This window comes from Streptomyces albireticuli (assembly GCF_002192455.1).
GTDB classification, from domain to species: Bacteria; Actinomycetota; Actinomycetes; order Streptomycetales; family Streptomycetaceae; genus Streptomyces; species Streptomyces albireticuli_B.
In genome coordinates this window covers 1,280,208-1,296,176 of sequence record NZ_CP021744.1, presented here as the reverse complement: position 1 = coordinate 1,296,176, position 15,969 = coordinate 1,280,208, and the positions used below count along the sequence as shown (strand labels likewise).

Sequence of the window (15,969 nt, the reverse complement as noted above, 5' to 3'; positions counted from 1 at the left end):
ATCTACGGTGGCAGTGCACATGAATCGAGCGTGACCTGCGTCACCACCCTTCGAAGATCAAGACATATGTTCTTTACGCCTACGAACCTGAAGTAACGGCAGGAACGTCGGGAACACCGGCATTGCCAGGTAATCCTTTCCACGGGAGCCGCCGGCAGTCGCGAGGGCGGCCTCGGCGGGGTGGCCGGAGAAGGCAGGGATCTTGCGCGGGACCCCGCGCGCCCCTCACCGCCGTACCGGCAGCACCGCCAGTACCTCCCACCCCCGTCCGGCACCGGGCCGGCCGTCAGGGAACCGCCGATGGCGTCCGCGCGTTCGGTCAGCCCGACCAGCCCCAGCCCCCCGCTGTCCTCGGGGGTGCGATGCGCGTGGGAGGCGCTTCGGCGGCCGTCGTTGCGCACGGACACGAACAGGCGCCCTTCCGCGCCCCTGAGCGTCACCCGCACGTCCGAGGTGTCGGGGCTGTGCTTGGCGACATTGGACAGCGCTTCGGCGACGATGCGGTGCACCGAGGCCGCCAGCTCGGGGGCCGGGCCCTCGTCGAACGCCGGGTCGACGCGCAGCGTCACGTCGGGCGCCCCCGGGCTCGTCCGCCGGAAGTCCTCGACCAGCTCCGTGAGGTCGAGACCGGGCAGCGGCCTGCGGTGCGGCTGGTCCTGGTTGAGTACGCGCAGCAGCCGCCGCGCCGACGTCATCGCCTCGTCACCGGCCTCCTGGATGTCCCGCAGCGACGCGGCGACCCGCGCGTCCTCGGTCAGCGACCCCGTGGCCTTGGCCATCAACGTCATCGCCGCGACGTGGTGGGACACGAAGTCGTGCAGCTCACCCGCCAGCTCCAGGCGCTCCGCCTCCCGCGCGGCGGCCACGGCCTGCGCGCGCTCCGCGTCCCGGTAGCGCAGACACAGCCCCAGAGCGGCCACCCCGGCCACGACCAGGGCGTACGCGACGACGGTGGTGCTCAGCACCTCCGCGTCCCGGACCGGCGCGGCGAGGACGCCCGCCGCCAGCGCGATCCCCAGTGGCACCGCGGCTCGCACCGGCGCCCGCCACGCCACCAGCGCCAGCAGGGCCAGCAGCGCCGCGCTCTCCGTCAGCCCCCACACGGGCAGGTGCTCCCCGGCCGTCAGCAGATATCCCGTCGCCGACCACGAGACGCCGACGGCCGCGACGGCACGGGTGCCGAGCTGCGCCCACGGCAGCACGCACGCCGCGACGAGCAGGCCGGCGACCCAGATGACGAGGTGCGCGTGATGAACGCCGCCCACGCCTGTCTGCCCCGAGTACGAGGCGCCCCGGCTGAGCAGCCGCCCCTCGACCACCCACAGGCCGCAGAGCGCGGCGGCGATCCAGGTGTGGCGGCGGCGGAACCGTCCCGGAGCGGTGGTCCGGGCCTTGACGGTCCGGGTCTTGACGGCCCCGGGTTTGGAGGCCGGGGGAGTGACGTAGGCGGGGAGTGAGGGCGTCGGCGTCATGTCCTCACGCTAGGAGGGGGCGGGGGGTGGGGGGATCGCCCGTGCGGTCACGGGGTACTGGCCGAAAGGATGAATCTTTGACGGGTTGGGGACGGGGCGGCCGGGGCCGGGGTGACGTGGGGGATGGGCCGGCCGCTGCGCGGGGCCTTTCCCCAGCCCCGCCCCTTCCCGTAACCGGGGGCGAGCCCCCGGGCCCCCGGTTCCGCGCTCCGCGCGGTGGCCTCAATCGCCGGCCGGGCTGGATTGTGCCCCTGTCCGAGGCCGGCTTTCCGTGCGCCGGAGGCCGCTTCCCTCGCTCCGTGGTCGGGTTTTCCTGCCGGGTTCCGGGCGACAAATCAGCCTGTCCGGCGTCTGAGGACCGGGGTCCGGGGCGGAGCCCCGGGAGCGGGAAGGGGCGGGTCTGGGGAAAGAAACAACCCCCGCCCCCATGGACGCCCACCCACCCCACCCACTACCTTCCCGCCCCATGAGACGGATGAGAAACCTGATACGAACCGCCGCCACTCTCACCGCACTCACCGCCGCACAAGCGGCCCTCCCCGGCCCCGCCGCCCACGCAACCCCCACCACGGCCCCCTCCGCAAACCCCACCTGGCACCTCACGGACACCGGCACCGACGCCCGCTTCCGCGGCCTCGCCGCCGTCAGCCGCTCCACCGCCTGGGCCGCGGGCACCAAAGGCACCGTCCTGCTCACCAGGAACGGCGGCCGCGACTGGCGGAACGTCTCGCCGCCCGGGGCCGCCGGGCTGGAGTTCCGGGACGTGGAGGCCTTCGACGCGCGGCGGGCCGTCGTCCTGGCGATCGGGGAGGGCGAGGCGTCCCGCGTCTTCCGCACGGACGACGGCGGCGCGACCTGGACCGAGAGCTTCCGGAACACCGATCCGCGGGCGTTCTACGACTGCATGACCTTCTTCGACGCCCGCCACGGCATCGCGCTCGGCGACCCGGTCGACGGCCGGTACCGCGTCCTCTCCACCGCCGACGGCGGCCGCAACTGGCGGGTGCTGCCCCCGGACGGGATGCCCCCGGCCCTGCCCGGCGAGGCGGCGTTCGCCGCCGGCGGGCAGTGTCTGGTCAGCCACGGCGCCCGGGACGCCTGGATCGCCACCGGCGGCGCGGCGACCGCGCGGGTCCTGCACTCCGCCGACCGCGGCCGCACCTGGACCGCCACGGACACGCCCGTACCGGCCGGCGACCCCGCCCGCGGCGTCTTCGGCCTCGCCTTCCGCGACCGTACGCACGGTCTGGCCGTCGGCGGCGACTACCGCCCCGGGCAGCCCTCGGAGCGCGCCGCCGCCGTCTCCGGGGACGGCGGCGCGCACTGGACCACCGCCGGCCGGCCGCCCGCCGCCTACCGCTCCGGCGTCGCCTGGCTGCCGCACAGCCGCCGCGCGGCACTCGCCGTCGGACCGACCGGCAGCGACCTCACCACCGACGGCGGCCGCACCTGGCGGGGCTTCGACCCCGGCTCGTACGACACCGTCGACTGCGCCCCGGACGGCGGCTGCTGGGCCGCCGGCGAGAAGGGGCGGATCGCGCGGCTCGGCGGGTCAGGACGGTAGCTGCTGCCGGTAGTGCTCCATCGCCGGCACGGTCTTCGTCGCGATGAACTCCGTGATCGAGTACTCGCACACCCCGGCGACGCTGAACGGGTCGCTCCGGGTGATCTCCTCGATCTTCGCGCGGTCGTCGCCGACCGCGAGGATGATCCCGCCGTCCCGGGGCACCTTGCGGCCGGAGGCGAGGAACACACCGGACGCGTAGTGGGCGTCCAGCCAGGCGACGTGCTCGGCGAGGGCGGCGTCGACGCGCTCGATCGGCGCGATGTAGGTCAGCTCGAGTACGAACATGATCGACAGGCTACGCCCGTCCCGTAGCGTAGGCCTCACTATGACGTACGCGACGACCGAAGCCCCCGGCGGACCGCCGCCCGGCTGGCCCACCACGGAAGCGGCGGCGACCGCCGTCCAGGACGAACTGCGCGGCCGGGTGGTGCTCGACGAGCCGGGGCCGGTGCCGGGTGAGCCGCTGACCGTCGTGGGCGTGGACGTGGCGTACGACGACGAGCGCGACGTCGTCGCGGCCGCGGCCGTCGCGCTCGACGCGGACACTCTGGAGGTCGTGGCGGAGGCCACCGCCGTCGGCCGGGTGGCCTTCCCCTACGTGCCCGGCTTGCTCGCCTTCCGCGAGATCCCCACGGTGATCGCCGCGCTCGACCGGCTGCCCGTCCGGCCGGGCCTGGTCGTCTGCGACGGCTACGGGCTCGCCCATCCGCGCCGGTTCGGCCTGGCGAGCCACCTGGGCGTGCTGACCGGGCTGCCGACGATCGGCGTCGCGAAGAACCCCTTCACCTTCCGCCACGACCCTCCGGGGCCCCGCCGCGGGGACGCCTCCCCGCTGCTGGACGGCGAGGAGGAGGTGGGACGGGCGCTCCGTACGCGCGAGGGCGTGAAACCGGTCTACGTGTCGGTGGGCCACCGGGTGAGCCTGGACCACGCGTGCGGGTTCACACTGCTCCTGGCCCGCGAGTTCCGGTTGCCGGAGACGACGCGGGCCGCGGACGCGCTGTGCCGGGCGGCGCTGCGGGAGGCCTGACGGCGGGTGCAGCCCGGGGGACGGCCGCCCCTGTCCCCGGACGCGCCTACTGCTGTCCTTCGACCCGATAGGTGCGCAGGCCCCGCTTCAGGTAATTGTCCAGTGCGCGGGGGTGGTCCTTGGTGCAGGTGTGCAGCCAGACCCGGCGCACCGCGTCCGCCCCGACGGGCTCGGTCGCCCACGCCTGGCGCAGAGCGAGCGTCAGGGCGTAGCCGCCCAGGCCTTTCCCCACGAATTCGGGCAGCAGCCCGAACGCGGTGATCTCCACGTCGCCGCCCGGCTGCGGCTCCAGGTAGGCGACGCCGGCCTGCTCGTCCTCGAAGGTGATCAGCCAGTACTGGCGCAGCGGGTGCTCCGCGAGGTGCTCGTGCCACTGCTCGTCGGTCCGGGAGGCCGAGCGCCATCCGTAGGCTTCACCGACCCGTGCCTGCACCGTGCGCACCAGCGGTGAGTCGTGGTCGATCCCGCGCAGGCCGAGAGCGGGCACAACAGGCGCCGGCCGCACATCATTCGGGTCGGTTATCTCCAGGTAGGTAGTGATTTTCTCCATTCGGAGAGGCTACCCGCCCCGCACCCAGCTGATCTTTACAGCTACCGGACCCGTGCACTCCGGAGCTTCCCCCGCCCCCTTGACACCCCCCACCCCCTCCGACAGATTCGGCGCCGAAGCGGACATCCCACCCCGGACCGCAAAGGCTGGCACCCGCGATGCCCATGAGACGCCCATGACAGGCCCCGACGGAACCACCCGCCCCTGGCCCGTTCCCCTGACCGGTGTCGTGCCCCCGGTGTGCACGCCCCTCACCCCCGCCGGAGGCGTCGACACCCGGTCGCTCCGCTCCCTCGTCGAGCATCTGCTGGCGGCGGGCGTGGACGCCCTGTTCGTCCTCGGGTCCAGTGGGGAGACCGCCTATCTGAGTGACGCTCAGCGCCGCACCGTCGTCCGGACGGCCGTCGACGTCACCGGTGGCCGTGTGCCCGTGCTCGCCGGGGTCATCGACACGAGCACCGCCCGGGTCACCGACCACGCCCGCGCGGCGCTCGCGCTCGGTGCCGACGCGCTCGTCGCCACCGCGCCCTTCTACGCGGCCACCCATCCGGCCGAGACCGCCGACCACTTCCGCCGCGTCCGCGCCGCCGTCGACCTGCCCCTGATCGGCTACGACATCCCGTCCGCCGTGCACTCCAAGCTCACCGCCGCCACCCTTCTGGCCCTCGCCGAGGACGGCACCCTCGCCGGGCTCAAGGACAGCAGCGGCGACCTGGGCGCCCTGCGCCGGCTGCTCGTCGCGCTGCGGGCCCGCGGCCTCGACCGTACGTTCACCGTGCTCACCGGCTCCGAACTGACCGTCGACGCCGCGCTGCTGGCGGGCGCCCACGGCGTCGTGCCGGGGCTCGGCAACGTCGACCCCGCCGGATACGTGCGGCTGTGCGCGCATGCCCGCGCCGGGCGCTGGGCGGATGCCGCCGCCGAACAGGACCGGCTGGCCGCGCTGTTCGCGCTCACCGAGACGGGCGACCCGGCGCACATGAGCATCGGATCCTCCGCGATCGGCGGCTTCAAGGCGGCCCTCGGCCTCCTCGGCGTCATCGACCATCCGGTCACCGCCGCTCCCCAGCGGCCCCTGCCCGACGCCTCCGTACGAGACGTACGGCGACTCCTGGTGGAGGCGGGCCTGCTGTGACCGGGCCTCCGGGATAGCGTGGGCCGCGACAGACCGAGCACCTCCCGGAGGCACCCATGGCGGCAACCCCAGCTCCCCTCAAGGCACGCGCGGCCGTCCGCGCGTTCGCGCTCGGGCTGCCCGGCACGGTCGAGGAGTTCCCCTGGGAGGATGACGCCGTCATCAAGGTCAACAAGAAGATCTTCGTCTTCCTGGGGTCCGAGGGGAACACCGAGACGCCCGGCATCAGCGTCAAGCTCAAGGACGAGGAGGCGCACGGACACGCCCTCACCGTCCCCGGCGCCGCGCCCACCGGCTACGGGCTGGGGCGGTCCGGCTGGGTGTCCGTCCCGCTCGGCGGAGGCACCCCCGTCGAGCTGCTGTGCGACTGGGTCGAGGAGAGCTATCGCACCATCGCCCCCAAGCGGCTCGTCGCCGAGCTCGACGCGGCCTGATCCGGGCGGGGCGGGTGGCGCGGGTGCGCCTGCGGCGGGCTTTTTCCCCTACCCGCCCCTTCCCGAATGTCCTCAATCGCCGGACGGGCTGAAAAATCAGCCCGTCCGGAGGGGAAAAAACCCCGCGCAGCGGCAACCCGCCCCCGTCAAATCCCCCGCCCCCACCGCCCCTTGCCCTCCCCGCCGATCCGCCCGAGGGCTTGTGAAAACTGGAACCCGTTCTTAACATCGCGAGTGTTACAGCACTTATGTCATAAGTCTGGCGACGGCGTCAGGGTGACAGTCGAGGTGACGGCCGGGACGGCGTCGGGATGGCGGTCGGAATGGCAGGGACAGTAAGCGGCGGTCCGCTCGGCGGCGTCCGCGTGGTGGAACTCGCGGGGATAGGGCCCGGCCCCTTCGCCGCCATGCTCCTCGGCGACCTCGGCGCCGACGTCGTCCGCGTCGACCGGCCCGGCGGCTCGGAAGTGCGCATAGAGCCCCGCCACGACGTCCTCAACCGCAACAAACGCTCGGTGGTCGTCGACCTCAAGTCCGCCGGCGGCCCGGCGGCCGTCCTGGACCTGGCCGAGCGCGCCGACATCCTCCTGGAGGGCTACCGCCCCGGCGTCACCGAGCGCCTCGGCATCGGCCCCGAGGCCTGCCTCGCGCGCAACCCCCGCCTCGTCTACGGCCGGATGACCGGCTGGGGCCAGGACGGCCCGCTCGCGCCGACCGCCGGCCACGACCTGTCGTACCTCGCCGTCACCGGCGCCCTGGGCCTGGCCGGCCCCGCCGACGGCCCGCCGTACGCCCCGGCCAACCTCCTCGGAGACTTCGGCGGCGGCTCCCTCTACCTCGTCGTCGGGGTCCTCGCCGCCCTCCAGCACGCCCGTACCACCGGCGTCGGACAGGTCGTCGACGCCGCCATCGTCGACGGCGCCGCCCACCTCACCGCCATGATCCACGGCATGCTCTCCGCGGGCGCCTGGCAGGACCGGCGCGAGGCCAATCTCTTCGACGGCGGCGCGCCTTTCTACGGCACCTACCGCACGGCCGACGGCGGGTACATGGCGGTCGGCGCGCTGGAGCGGCGCTTCTACGGGGAGTTACTGGACCGGCTCGGCCTGCCGGACGGACCGGAGGTGCCGCCGCGCGAGGACCCCGCCCGCTGGGACGAGCTGAGAGCCCTCGTCGCCGCGCGCTTCGCGCAGCGCACCCGCGCCGAGTGGACGGCCGTCTTCGAGGACTCGGACGCCTGCGTCGCGCCCGTCCTCTCCCTCCGGGAGGCCCCCGGCCACCCGCACCTCGCCGCCCGCGCCACCTTCGTCGAGCACGAGGGCCTCACCCAGCCCGCCCCGGCCCCGCGCTTCTCCGTCACCCCCGGCGCCGTGCGCCGCCCGCCCGCACAGCCCGGCGCGGACACCGCCGAGGTGGCGCGCGACTGGGACGTCCGCAGCCTCGACCCGCCGCAGAAAGGCCCGCAACGATGAAGCGTCAGCTCTTCACCGCCGACCACGAAGCCTTCCGCGAGACCGTCCGCACCTTCCTGGCCAAGGAGGTCACCCCGCACTACGAGCGCTGGGAGCGGGACGGCATCGTCTCGCGCGACGCCTGGCTGGCGGCCGGCCGGCAGGGCCTGCTGGGCATCGCCGTGCCCGAGGAGTACGGCGGCGGGGGGAACGACGACTTCCGCTACGGCGTGGTGCTCACCGAGGAGTTCACCCGGGCGGGTGCCGCCGGGCTCGCCGTGGGGCTCCACAACGATGTCATCGGCCCCTACCTCACCTCCCTCGCCACCGACGAGCAGAAGCGCCGCTGGCTGCCCGGCTTCTGCACCGGCGAGACGATCACCGCCATCGCCATGACCGAGCCGGGCGCGGGCTCCGACCTCCAGGCCGTCCGCACCTCGGCCGAGGACCGCGGCGACCACTGGCTGCTCAACGGGTCCAAGACCTTCATCTCCAACGGCATCCTCGCCGACCTCGTCATCGTCGTCGCCAGGACCACCCCCGAGGGCGGGGCGAAGGGCCTCAGCCTGCTCGTCGTCGAGCGCGGCACACCGGGCTTCGAACGCGGCCGCAACCTCGACAAGATCGGGCAGAAGGCCCAGGACACCGCCGAGCTGTTCTTCCACGACGTGCGCGTCCCCAAGGAGAACCTCCTCGGCGAGCTGAACGGCGCCTTCGTCCACCTGATGACCAACCTCGCCCAGGAGCGCATGAACATCGCCGTCGCCGGCATCGCCGCGGCCGAGCACCTCCTGGAGCTCACCACCCGCTACGTCAAGGAGCGCGAGGCGTTCGGCCGGCCCCTCGCCAAGCTCCAGCACATCCGCTTCGAGATCGCCGAGATGGCCACCGAGTGCGCCGTCACCCGCGCCTTCCTCGACCGCTGCGTCGCCGACCACACGGCCGGTGAGCTCGACGCCGTGCACGCCTCCATGGCCAAGTGGTGGGCGACCGAGCTCCAGAAGCGCGTCGCCGACCGCTGCCTCCAGCTCCACGGCGGGTACGGGTACATGACCGAGTACCGGGTGGCCAAGGCGTTCACGGACGGCCGCATCCAGACCATCTACGGCGGCACCACCGAGATCATGAAGGAGATCATCGGCCGCTCCCTGCTCTCCTGACGGCGACACCCGGCAGTCCGCACCCCCGCACCCCGCACCGCTCCTCCCGATCCCCCCTCGACTCGACGGATTCCCGAAAGGTTCACGACCTTGAGCACCGAAGCGTATGTGTACGACGCGATCCGCACCCCGCGCGGCCGCGGCAAGGCCAACGGGGCGCTGCACGGCACCAAGCCCGTCGACCTCGTCGTCGGCCTCATCCACGAGCTGCGCGGCCGCTTCCCGGGTCTCGACCCCGCGGCCATCGACGACATCGTGCTCGGTGTCGTCAGCCCGCTCGGCGACCAGGGCTCCGACATCGCGCGGATCTCCGCCATCGCCGCGGGCCTCCCGGACACCGTCGCGGGCGTCCAGGAGAACCGCTTCTGTGCCTCGGGCCTGGAGGCCGTCAACCTCGCCGCCGCCAAGGTCCGCTCCGGCTGGGAGGACCTGGTCCTCGCCGGCGGCGTCGAGTCGATGTCGCGGGTGCCGATGGGCTCCGACGGCGGCGCCTGGTTCAACGACCCCATGACCAACTTCGACGTCGGCTTCGTGCCCCAGGGCATCGGCGCCGACCTCATCGCCACCCTCGGCGGCTTCTCCCGGCACGACGTCGACTCCTTCGCCGCCCGCTCCCAGGAGCTCGCGGCCACCGCCTGGAAGGAGGGCCGCTTCGACCGCTCCGTCGTGCCCGTACGCGACCGCAACGGCCTGGTCGTCCTCGACCGCGACGAGCACGTGCGCCCCGGCACCACCGTCGAGGTGCTCGGCAAGCTCAAGCCGTCCTTCGCGGCGATCGGCGACGCGGGCGGCTTCGACGCCGTCGCCCTCCAGCAGTACCACTGGGTGGAGAAGATCGACCACGTCCACCACGCGGGCAACTCCTCCGGCATCGTGGACGGCGCCGCGCTCGTCGCCATCGGCAACCGCGAGGTCGGCGACCGATACGGCCTCACCCCGCGGGCCCGGATCGTCTCCGCCGCGGCCACCGGCTCCGACCCGACGATCATGCTCACCGGCCCGGCCCCGGCCACCCGCAAGGCCCTGGCCAAGGCCGGGCTGACCATCGACGACATCGACCTGATCGAGATCAACGAGGCGTTCGCCGCCGTGGTGCTGCGCTTCGCCGACGAGCTGGGCATCGGCCTGGACAGGATCAACGTCAACGGCGGCGCCATCGCCCTCGGCCACCCGCTCGGCGCCACCGGCGCCATGCTGCTGGGCACCGTCGTCGACGAGCTGGAGCGACAGGACAAGCGCTACGGCCTGATCACCCTCTGCGTCGGCGGCGGCATGGGCGTCGCCACCGTCGTCGAGCGCCTCTAGCCGTCACGCCCCGGCCCACCCGGCCCCGCGTCCGCGTCCGCACCGCGAAACCTCCATGGAGACCTCGAAAATGAGCTCGAACGTGAGCGAGAGCACCACCATCCGCTGGGAGCAGGACGGCGACGGCGTCGTCACCCTCGTCCTGGACGACCCGGACCAGTCCGCCAACACCATGAACGCCGCCTTCCAGGCCTCCCTCACCGCGGTCGCCGACCGTCTGGAGGCCGAGAAGGAGACCGTACGGGGCGTGGTCTTCACCTCCGCCAAGAAGACCTTCTTCGCCGGCGGCGACCTGCGCGAACTCATCGCGGCGACCCCCGCCCACGCCCAGGAGACCTTCGAGGGCGGCCTGCGCGTCAAGCGCGACCTGCGCCGCATCGAGACCCTCGGCGTCCCCGTCGTCGCCGCGATCAACGGCGCGGCCCTCGGCGGCGGTTACGAGATCGCCCTCGCCTGCCACCACCGCGTCGCCCTCGACACCCCCGGCACGAAGATCGGCCTGCCCGAGGTCACCCTCGGCCTGCTGCCCGGTGGCGGCGGCGTCACCCGTACGGTGCGGCTCCTCGGCATCACCGACGCCCTCCTGAAGGTGCTCCTCCAGGGCACTCGGTACAACGCCCCGCGCGCCTTGGCGGCGGGCCTGGTCCACGAGGTCGCCGCCACCCCCGAGGAACTCCTCGCCAAGGCCCGCGCCTTCGTCCAGGCGCACCCCGAGTCGCGGCAGCCCTGGGACGAGGAGGGCTACCGGATCCCCGGCGGCACCCCCGCCAGCCCCCGCTTCGCCGCCAACCTCCCGGCCTTCCCGGCCAACCTCAAGAAGCAGCTCGCCGGCGCGCCCTACCCGGCACCGCGCAACATCCTGGCCGCCGCCGTCGAGGGCTCCCAGGTCGACTTCGAGACCGCGCAGGTCATCGAGGCCCGCTACTTCACGGAGCTGGTCACCGGCCAGACCTCCAAGAACATGATCCAGGCGTTCTTCTTCGACCTCCAGGCCGTCAACTCCGGCGCCAGCCGCCCCAAGGACACAGCGCCCCGCCCGGTCACCAAGGCCGCCGTGCTCGGCGCCGGGATGATGGGCGCAGGCATCGCCTACGCCTGTGCCAAGGCCGGCATCGAGGTCGTCCTCAAGGACGTCTCCCGCGAGGCCGCAGAGAAGGGCAAGGCCTACTCCGCCGGCCTGCTGGCCAAGGCCGTCGCCAAGGGCCGGACGACCGAGGCCGAGCGGGACGCCCTGCTCGCCCGCATCACGCCCACCGGCGACGTCGCCGACCTCGCGGGCTGCGACGCCGTCATCGAGGCCGTGTTCGAGGACACCTCCCTCAAGCACAAGGTCTTCCAGGAGATCCAGCACGTCGTCGCCCCCGACGCGCTGCTCTGCTCCAACACCTCGACCCTCCCCATCACCCTGCTGGCCGAAGGCGTCGAGCGGCCCGCCGACTTCATCGGCCTGCACTTCTTCTCGCCCGTCGACAAGATGCCCCTGGTGGAGATCATCAAGGGCGAGCGGACCGGCGACGAGGCCCTGGCCCGCGCCTTCGACCTCGTCCGGCAGATCCGCAAGACCCCCATCGTCGTCAACGACTCGCGCGGCTTCTTCACCTCGCGCGTCATCGGCCGCTTCATCAACGAGGGCGTCGCCATGATCGGCGAGGGCGTCCCGGCCGCCTCCGTCGAACAGGCCGCCGCCCAGGCCGGCTACCCGGCCAAGGTGCTCTCCCTGATGGACGAGCTGACCCTCACCCTGCCGCGCCGCATCCGCGAGGAGACGCGCCGCGCGACGGAGGAGGCCGGCGGCACCTGGGAGCCGCACCCGGCCGACGCGGTCATCGACCGGATGGTCGACGAGTTCGGCCGCACCGGCCGCAGCGGCGGCGCCGGCTTCTACGACTACGCCGACGGCAAGCGGACCGGGCTGTGGCCGGGCCTGCGGGAGCACTTCGCCCCGCGGGGCGGCACGACCGCCGAGGTCCCCTTCACGGACATGAAGGAGCGGATGCTCTTCTCGGAGGCCCTGGACACCGTCCGCTGCCTGGAGGAGGGCGTCCTCACCTCCGTCGCCGACGCCAACATCGGCTCGATCCTCGGCATCGGCTTCCCCGGCTGGACGGGCGGCGCGATCCAGTACATCAACGGCTACGAGGGCGGACCGCGCGGCTTCGTGGCGCGGGCGCGGGAACTCCAGGCCGCGTACGGCGAGCGGTTCGCTCCGTCGGCGCTGCTGCTGGAGAAGGCGGAGAAGGACGAGCTGTTCCGCTGAGCCGCGCTCCTGAGGGCACGGCCCCGGGACGCCGGGCGGGCCACCGGGCCCGCCCGGCGCTCACGGCGCCGTGTCCCCTCGCGTGTCCCCCTGCGCGTACAGCTCCCGCAGCTCCCGCTTCAGGGACCGCTGGAACGCCGTCACCAGCGCCTGCACCACCAGCGGCTGCATGTGCGCCGACAGCGACTTCATCGACGCGACGTCCGGCGTGTCCACCTCCTCGTGGAAGAGCCGGGTCAGCGACCGGGCCGTGGAGCGGGCGTGCTCCAGCAGGACCGCGCGGGCCGCGAGGATCGTGTCCGGCGCGATCGGCACGTCCAGCAGCCGCAGACCGAGGTACAGCAGCCCCGGGTCCACCAGGAAGGCGTCGGCGTCCTCGGGGTCGCGCTCCAGGACGGCCATCGCGGTGAGCCGGTCGACGTCCTCCTCGCCCAGGGCGCGCCCGGCCCGCCGCTCCAGCTGCGCCCGGGTCGCCGGCTCCGGCCGGTCGGGCGTCCAGGAGGCCACCAGGGCACGGTGGATGGCCAGGTCGCCGGGGCTCAGCCCGTCCGGGAGGTGCCGGAGGTAGCGCTCGATCGCGGCGAGGGTCAGCCCCTGGTGCTGGAGCTCCTCGATGAGGGCGAGCCGGGAGAGGTGGTCGGGGCCGTAGCGGCCGACCCGGCGCGGGCCGATCTCGGGCGGCGGCAGCAGCCCCCGGGTGCTGTAGAAGCGCACCGTGCGGACGGTCACCCCGGCGCGGGCGGCCAGTTCGTCGACGGTCAGGGTCGGTCCCTCGGTCTCGGTGGCCATCGGCGACGCCTCGCTCTCTGTTCCGCGCCCTTCGGGTTTCTCAGTATTGCTGTACCACCATCACTGTGAAACCTCACGCGGGTGTCGGGAGCGGGGGCTGCCCGGCCACGGGGCGCGGTTGTCAGTGCCCGGTGGGACGCTGGCTTGACAAGGACCCGTGAAGGGAGATCGTCATGATCACTACGGACTTCGTCCCCGGTTCCCCGTGCTGGCTGGACCTCGGCTCCCGTGACATCCCGGCCACCGCGGCCTTCTACAGCACGGTGTTCGACTGGGAGTTCAAGCCGTTCGGCGACGAGGCGGGCGACTACGGCCTCTTCAGGACCGACGGCAAGACGGTCGCCGGCGTCGGCCCGCTGACCGAGGAGGGCGCCCGCCCGGCCTGGATGATCTATTTCCGCACCACCGACGCGCGGGCCACCGCGCAGGCCGCGGAGCAGGCGGGCGGCACCGTCCGCGTCGCCCCCACCGACGCCGGCGAATACGGCTCGATGGCCCAGCTCACCGACCCCCAGGGCGGGCAGTTCGCCGTCTGGCAGCCGGGGGAGACCGAGGGCGGCTTCGAGCATGCCGATGCCCCGGGCTCCCTGTGCTGGACCGAGCTCTACACCACCGACGCCGCCGGGGCGAAGGAGTTCTACGGCGCTCTGTTCGGCTGGACGACCTCGGACATGCCGCTGCCCGGCGGCGGGGGCACGTACTTCCTCCTCACCCCGGCGGGCCAGGGCGAGGAGCGGATGCACGGCGGCCTGATGGAGCTCTCCTCGGACGACCTCTCGCTGAACGGCGGCAAGCCCTACTGGCACCCGGTCTTCGCGACGGCGGACTGCGACGCCACGGTCGCGAGGGTCACGGCCGGCGGCGGCTCCGTCCAGATGGGCCCCGAGGACGCGGAGGGCGTGGGCCGGCTGGCCGTCTGCCTCGACCCGGCGGGCGCCGACTTCGTGGTGCTCACCCCGGTCGAGGACGCCAAGGGCTGACCCGGACCGCCCGGCTCCCCGGCGGGAGACGGCGAAGGGCCCGGCGCGCCGCGTCACGCGGAGCGCCGGGCCCTCGGGACCGGGGTGGGCCGGACCGGCGAGCCGGATCAGGTCAGTGCCGGTGGGCGGCCTGCGCCTCCTGGATCTTCTTCCAGGACTTGGGCTGCGGGGTGGCCGCCAGCGACTTCGCGGACTTGGCGGGCTTGCCCGCCTTGCCGCCGGGCGCGGGCAGGGAAGCGGGCTTCGACGGGGTGAACAGCCAGGTGTCGAAGAGCGGGGCCAGCTTCTTGCCGGAGACCTTCTCGGCGTACTTCACGAAGTCCTGCACGGAGGCGTTGCCGAACTTGTTCTCGGTCGGCCACTGCTTGAGGATGGTGAAGAACGTCTTGTCGCCGACGGTGTTGCGCAGCGCCTGAAGGGCGACGGCGCCACGGTTGTAGACGGCGCGGTCGAACTGCCGGTCGGCGCCCGGGTCGCCCGGCTTCACGGTCCAGAAGGCGTTGTCGGCCGGGACCGAGTCGTAGACGTACTGCGCGAGCTCCTGCGCGGTGCCCTCGCCCTCCTTCTCCGACCACAGCCACTGCGCGTAGGTCGCGAAGCCCTCGTTGACCCAGATGTCGCGCCAGTTCTTCACCGACACGCTGTCACCGAACCACTGGTGCGCCAGCTCGTGCACGACCAGTGAGGTGTTCGCGCCGTTGGCGAAGCCCGAGGGGCTGTAGTACGGGCGGGTCTGGGTCTCCAGCGCGTAGCCCGTCTTCACGTTGGGCACGTAGCCGCCGAGCGCGTTGAAGGGGTACGGGCCGAAGAGCGTGCTGCCCCAGTCGACGATCTCGGCGGAGCGCTCGATGCTGGCCTTGGCGGACGCGGCGTTGTCGCCGAGGTCCTTGCTGTAGGCGTTGACCACCGGCAGGCCGTTGGCGGTGGTGTCGGTGGTGATCTCGAACTTGCCGACCGCCAGCGTGGTCAGATAGCTGGCCTGCGGCTTGGTGGAGCGCCAGTTGTAGCGCGTCCAGCCGAGCTTCGAGGACTGCGAGGCCAGGACGCCGTTGCTGATGGCCTGGACGTCGTCCGGCACCGAGACCGAGATGTCGTAGGTGGCCTTGTCGGTCGGGTGGTCGTTGCTCGGGAACCACCAGTACGCCGACTCGGGCTCCTGCGCCACGACCGCGCCGTCCGGCGTGCGGTTCCAGGCGGTGAAGCCGTCGATCTTCACCTGGGACGGGGTGCCGCTGTAGCGGACCACCACGCTGATCTGCTTGCCCTTCTCCAGCGGGGAGGACGGAGTGATCTCCAGCTCGTGGGCGCCGGTGGTGGCGTACGTCGCCTTCTTGCCGTTGATCAGCACCTCGCTCACGTCGAGCGCGAAGTCGAGGTTGAAGCGGGACAGCTGCTGGGTGGTGGTGGCCAGCAGGGTCGCCGTGCCCTCCAGCTTGTCCGTCTTCGGCTGGTACTTCAGGCGCAGATCGTAGTGGGAGACGTCGTAGCCGCCGTTCCCCGCGGTCGGGTAGTACGAGTCCCCGACGCCCGGGGCCCCCGGCGTGGCGTCGGCCGCCGACGCAGGGATCGCCAGCAGCAGGCAGGCCGCGGCCGCGCTCGGAACGATGAGTCTGTGTCGCACGAGTCACTCCAACTCGTAGAGGAGAACGATCACTCGAAGCCTATGTATTCATCCCGGGCACGGGAATGTCCATGGGGCAACCCGACATGTGACCGACATGTGCCTGTCATCACCTGGGGCACGAGCCGTCACGAGGGGCCTCTTCCGCCCCCTTCTGCCCGGTAGTTGGGCCGCGCTACCGTCCGGCCGTGCGTAGACACCCGCGGGACACCCGCATA

14 protein-coding genes are annotated in these 15,969 nt (G+C 72.8%); 9 read left to right on the top strand and 5 right to left on the bottom strand.

Features of this window, described 5'->3' with window-relative positions; all coding sequences use genetic code 11:
- Window positions 1-2: 2 nt before the first annotated feature.
- Complete coding sequence (locus SMD11_RS05525; RefSeq protein ID WP_087925357.1) at window positions 3-1,472, bottom strand: sensor histidine kinase; 1,470 nt, start codon at window positions 1,470-1,472, stop codon at window positions 3-5.
- 475 nt (window positions 1,473-1,947) lie between these two features.
- Between SMD11_RS05525 and SMD11_RS05520 the strand changes: the two genes are divergently transcribed.
- Window positions 1,948-3,036, top strand: coding sequence for a WD40/YVTN/BNR-like repeat-containing protein (locus SMD11_RS05520; RefSeq protein WP_418952505.1), 1,089 nt, complete (start codon window positions 1,948-1,950; stop codon window positions 3,034-3,036).
- On the opposite strand, the gene SMD11_RS05515 is transcribed toward SMD11_RS05520, so the two are convergent.
- A complete protein-coding gene (locus SMD11_RS05515) occupies window positions 3,025-3,324 on the bottom strand; it encodes a YciI family protein (RefSeq protein WP_087925355.1) in 300 nt (99 codons plus the stop codon). The two genes, SMD11_RS05520 and SMD11_RS05515, sit on opposite strands and share 12 nt — an antisense overlap.
- Window positions 3,325-3,364: 40 nt before the next feature.
- Here SMD11_RS05515 and SMD11_RS05510 point away from each other — a divergent pair, with 40 nt between their 5' ends.
- On the top strand, window positions 3,365-4,069 hold the full coding sequence (locus tag SMD11_RS05510; protein ID WP_087925354.1) for an endonuclease V: 705 nt from the start codon (window positions 3,365-3,367) through the stop codon (window positions 4,067-4,069).
- Window positions 4,070-4,115: 46 nt separating this feature from the next.
- Here SMD11_RS05510 and SMD11_RS05505 read toward each other — a convergent pair whose 3' ends face one another.
- Complete coding sequence (locus SMD11_RS05505; RefSeq protein WP_087925353.1) at window positions 4,116-4,619, bottom strand: GNAT family N-acetyltransferase; 504 nt, start codon at window positions 4,617-4,619, stop codon at window positions 4,116-4,118.
- A gap of 175 nt (window positions 4,620-4,794) precedes the next feature.
- On the opposite strand from SMD11_RS05505, the gene SMD11_RS05500 reads away from it, so the two are divergent.
- The 6 genes from SMD11_RS05500 to SMD11_RS05475 all read left to right on the top strand — a co-directional run bounded on the left by SMD11_RS05500 (window position 4,795) and on the right by SMD11_RS05475 (window position 12,361).
- Entirely contained in the window at window positions 4,795-5,754 is a 960-nt protein-coding gene (locus SMD11_RS05500; RefSeq protein ID WP_087925352.1) for a dihydrodipicolinate synthase family protein, read from the top strand.
- Window positions 5,755-5,810: 56 nt separating this feature from the next.
- Window positions 5,811-6,188: an MmcQ/YjbR family DNA-binding protein gene (locus tag SMD11_RS05495; protein WP_087925351.1), complete on the top strand. Its 378-nt coding sequence runs from the start codon at window positions 5,811-5,813 to the stop codon at window positions 6,186-6,188.
- Window positions 6,189-6,511: 323 nt separating this feature from the next.
- Window positions 6,512-7,660 carry a CaiB/BaiF CoA transferase family protein gene (locus SMD11_RS05490; protein ID WP_199843803.1) on the top strand — a complete coding sequence of 383 codons (1,149 nt, stop codon included), beginning with the start codon at window positions 6,512-6,514 and terminating at the stop codon, window positions 7,658-7,660.
- On the top strand, window positions 7,657-8,799 hold the full coding sequence (locus tag SMD11_RS05485) for an acyl-CoA dehydrogenase family protein (RefSeq protein WP_087925349.1): 1,143 nt from the start codon (window positions 7,657-7,659) through the stop codon (window positions 8,797-8,799). Before SMD11_RS05490 ends, SMD11_RS05485 begins: the two co-directional genes overlap by 4 nt.
- 90 nt (window positions 8,800-8,889) lie before the next feature.
- A complete protein-coding gene (locus SMD11_RS05480; protein WP_087925348.1) occupies window positions 8,890-10,104 on the top strand; it encodes an acetyl-CoA C-acetyltransferase in 1,215 nt (404 codons plus the stop codon).
- A gap of 70 nt (window positions 10,105-10,174) precedes the next feature.
- On the top strand, window positions 10,175-12,361 hold the full coding sequence (locus SMD11_RS05475) for a 3-hydroxyacyl-CoA dehydrogenase NAD-binding domain-containing protein (protein ID WP_087925347.1): 2,187 nt from the start codon (window positions 10,175-10,177) through the stop codon (window positions 12,359-12,361).
- Between the two features lie 60 nt (window positions 12,362-12,421).
- Here SMD11_RS05475 and SMD11_RS05470 read toward each other — a convergent pair whose 3' ends face one another.
- On the bottom strand, window positions 12,422-13,150 hold the full coding sequence (locus SMD11_RS05470; protein ID WP_087925346.1) for a MerR family transcriptional regulator: 729 nt from the start codon (window positions 13,148-13,150) through the stop codon (window positions 12,422-12,424).
- Window positions 13,151-13,323: 173 nt separating this feature from the next.
- On the opposite strand from SMD11_RS05470, the gene SMD11_RS05465 reads away from it, so the two are divergent.
- On the top strand, window positions 13,324-14,130 hold the full coding sequence (locus SMD11_RS05465) for a VOC family protein (protein ID WP_087925345.1): 807 nt from the start codon (window positions 13,324-13,326) through the stop codon (window positions 14,128-14,130).
- A gap of 112 nt (window positions 14,131-14,242) precedes the next feature.
- On the opposite strand, the gene SMD11_RS05460 is transcribed toward SMD11_RS05465, so the two are convergent.
- Window positions 14,243-15,751 (bottom strand): M1 family metallopeptidase, encoded by a 1,509-nt coding sequence (locus SMD11_RS05460; protein WP_087925344.1) that lies wholly within the window; start codon window positions 15,749-15,751, stop codon window positions 14,243-14,245.
- Between the last annotated feature and the right edge of the window lie 218 nt (window positions 15,752-15,969).

Coding starts and splice junctions, on each gene's coding strand:
- SMD11_RS05475 (WP_087925347.1), top strand. CDS start 10,175: ATGAGCTCGAACGTGAGCGAGAGCACCACCATCCGCTGGGAGCAGGAC.
- SMD11_RS05520 (WP_418952505.1), top strand. CDS start 1,948: ATGAGAAACCTGATACGAACCGCCGCCACTCTCACCGCACTCACCGCC.
- SMD11_RS05485 (WP_087925349.1), top strand. CDS start 7,657: ATGAAGCGTCAGCTCTTCACCGCCGACCACGAAGCCTTCCGCGAGACC.
- SMD11_RS05510 (WP_087925354.1), top strand. CDS start 3,365: ATGACGTACGCGACGACCGAAGCCCCCGGCGGACCGCCGCCCGGCTGG.
- SMD11_RS05505 (WP_087925353.1), bottom strand. CDS start 4,619: ATGGAGAAAATCACTACCTACCTGGAGATAACCGACCCGAATGATGTG.
- SMD11_RS05515 (WP_087925355.1), bottom strand. CDS start 3,324: ATGTTCGTACTCGAGCTGACCTACATCGCGCCGATCGAGCGCGTCGAC.
- SMD11_RS05465 (WP_087925345.1), top strand. CDS start 13,324: ATGATCACTACGGACTTCGTCCCCGGTTCCCCGTGCTGGCTGGACCTC.
- SMD11_RS05525 (WP_087925357.1), bottom strand. CDS start 1,472: ATGACGCCGACGCCCTCACTCCCCGCCTACGTCACTCCCCCGGCCTCC.
- SMD11_RS05490 (WP_199843803.1), top strand. CDS start 6,512: ATGGCAGGGACAGTAAGCGGCGGTCCGCTCGGCGGCGTCCGCGTGGTG.
- SMD11_RS05470 (WP_087925346.1), bottom strand. CDS start 13,150: ATGGCCACCGAGACCGAGGGACCGACCCTGACCGTCGACGAACTGGCC.
- SMD11_RS05495 (WP_087925351.1), top strand. CDS start 5,811: ATGGCGGCAACCCCAGCTCCCCTCAAGGCACGCGCGGCCGTCCGCGCG.
- SMD11_RS05500 (WP_087925352.1), top strand. CDS start 4,795: ATGACAGGCCCCGACGGAACCACCCGCCCCTGGCCCGTTCCCCTGACC.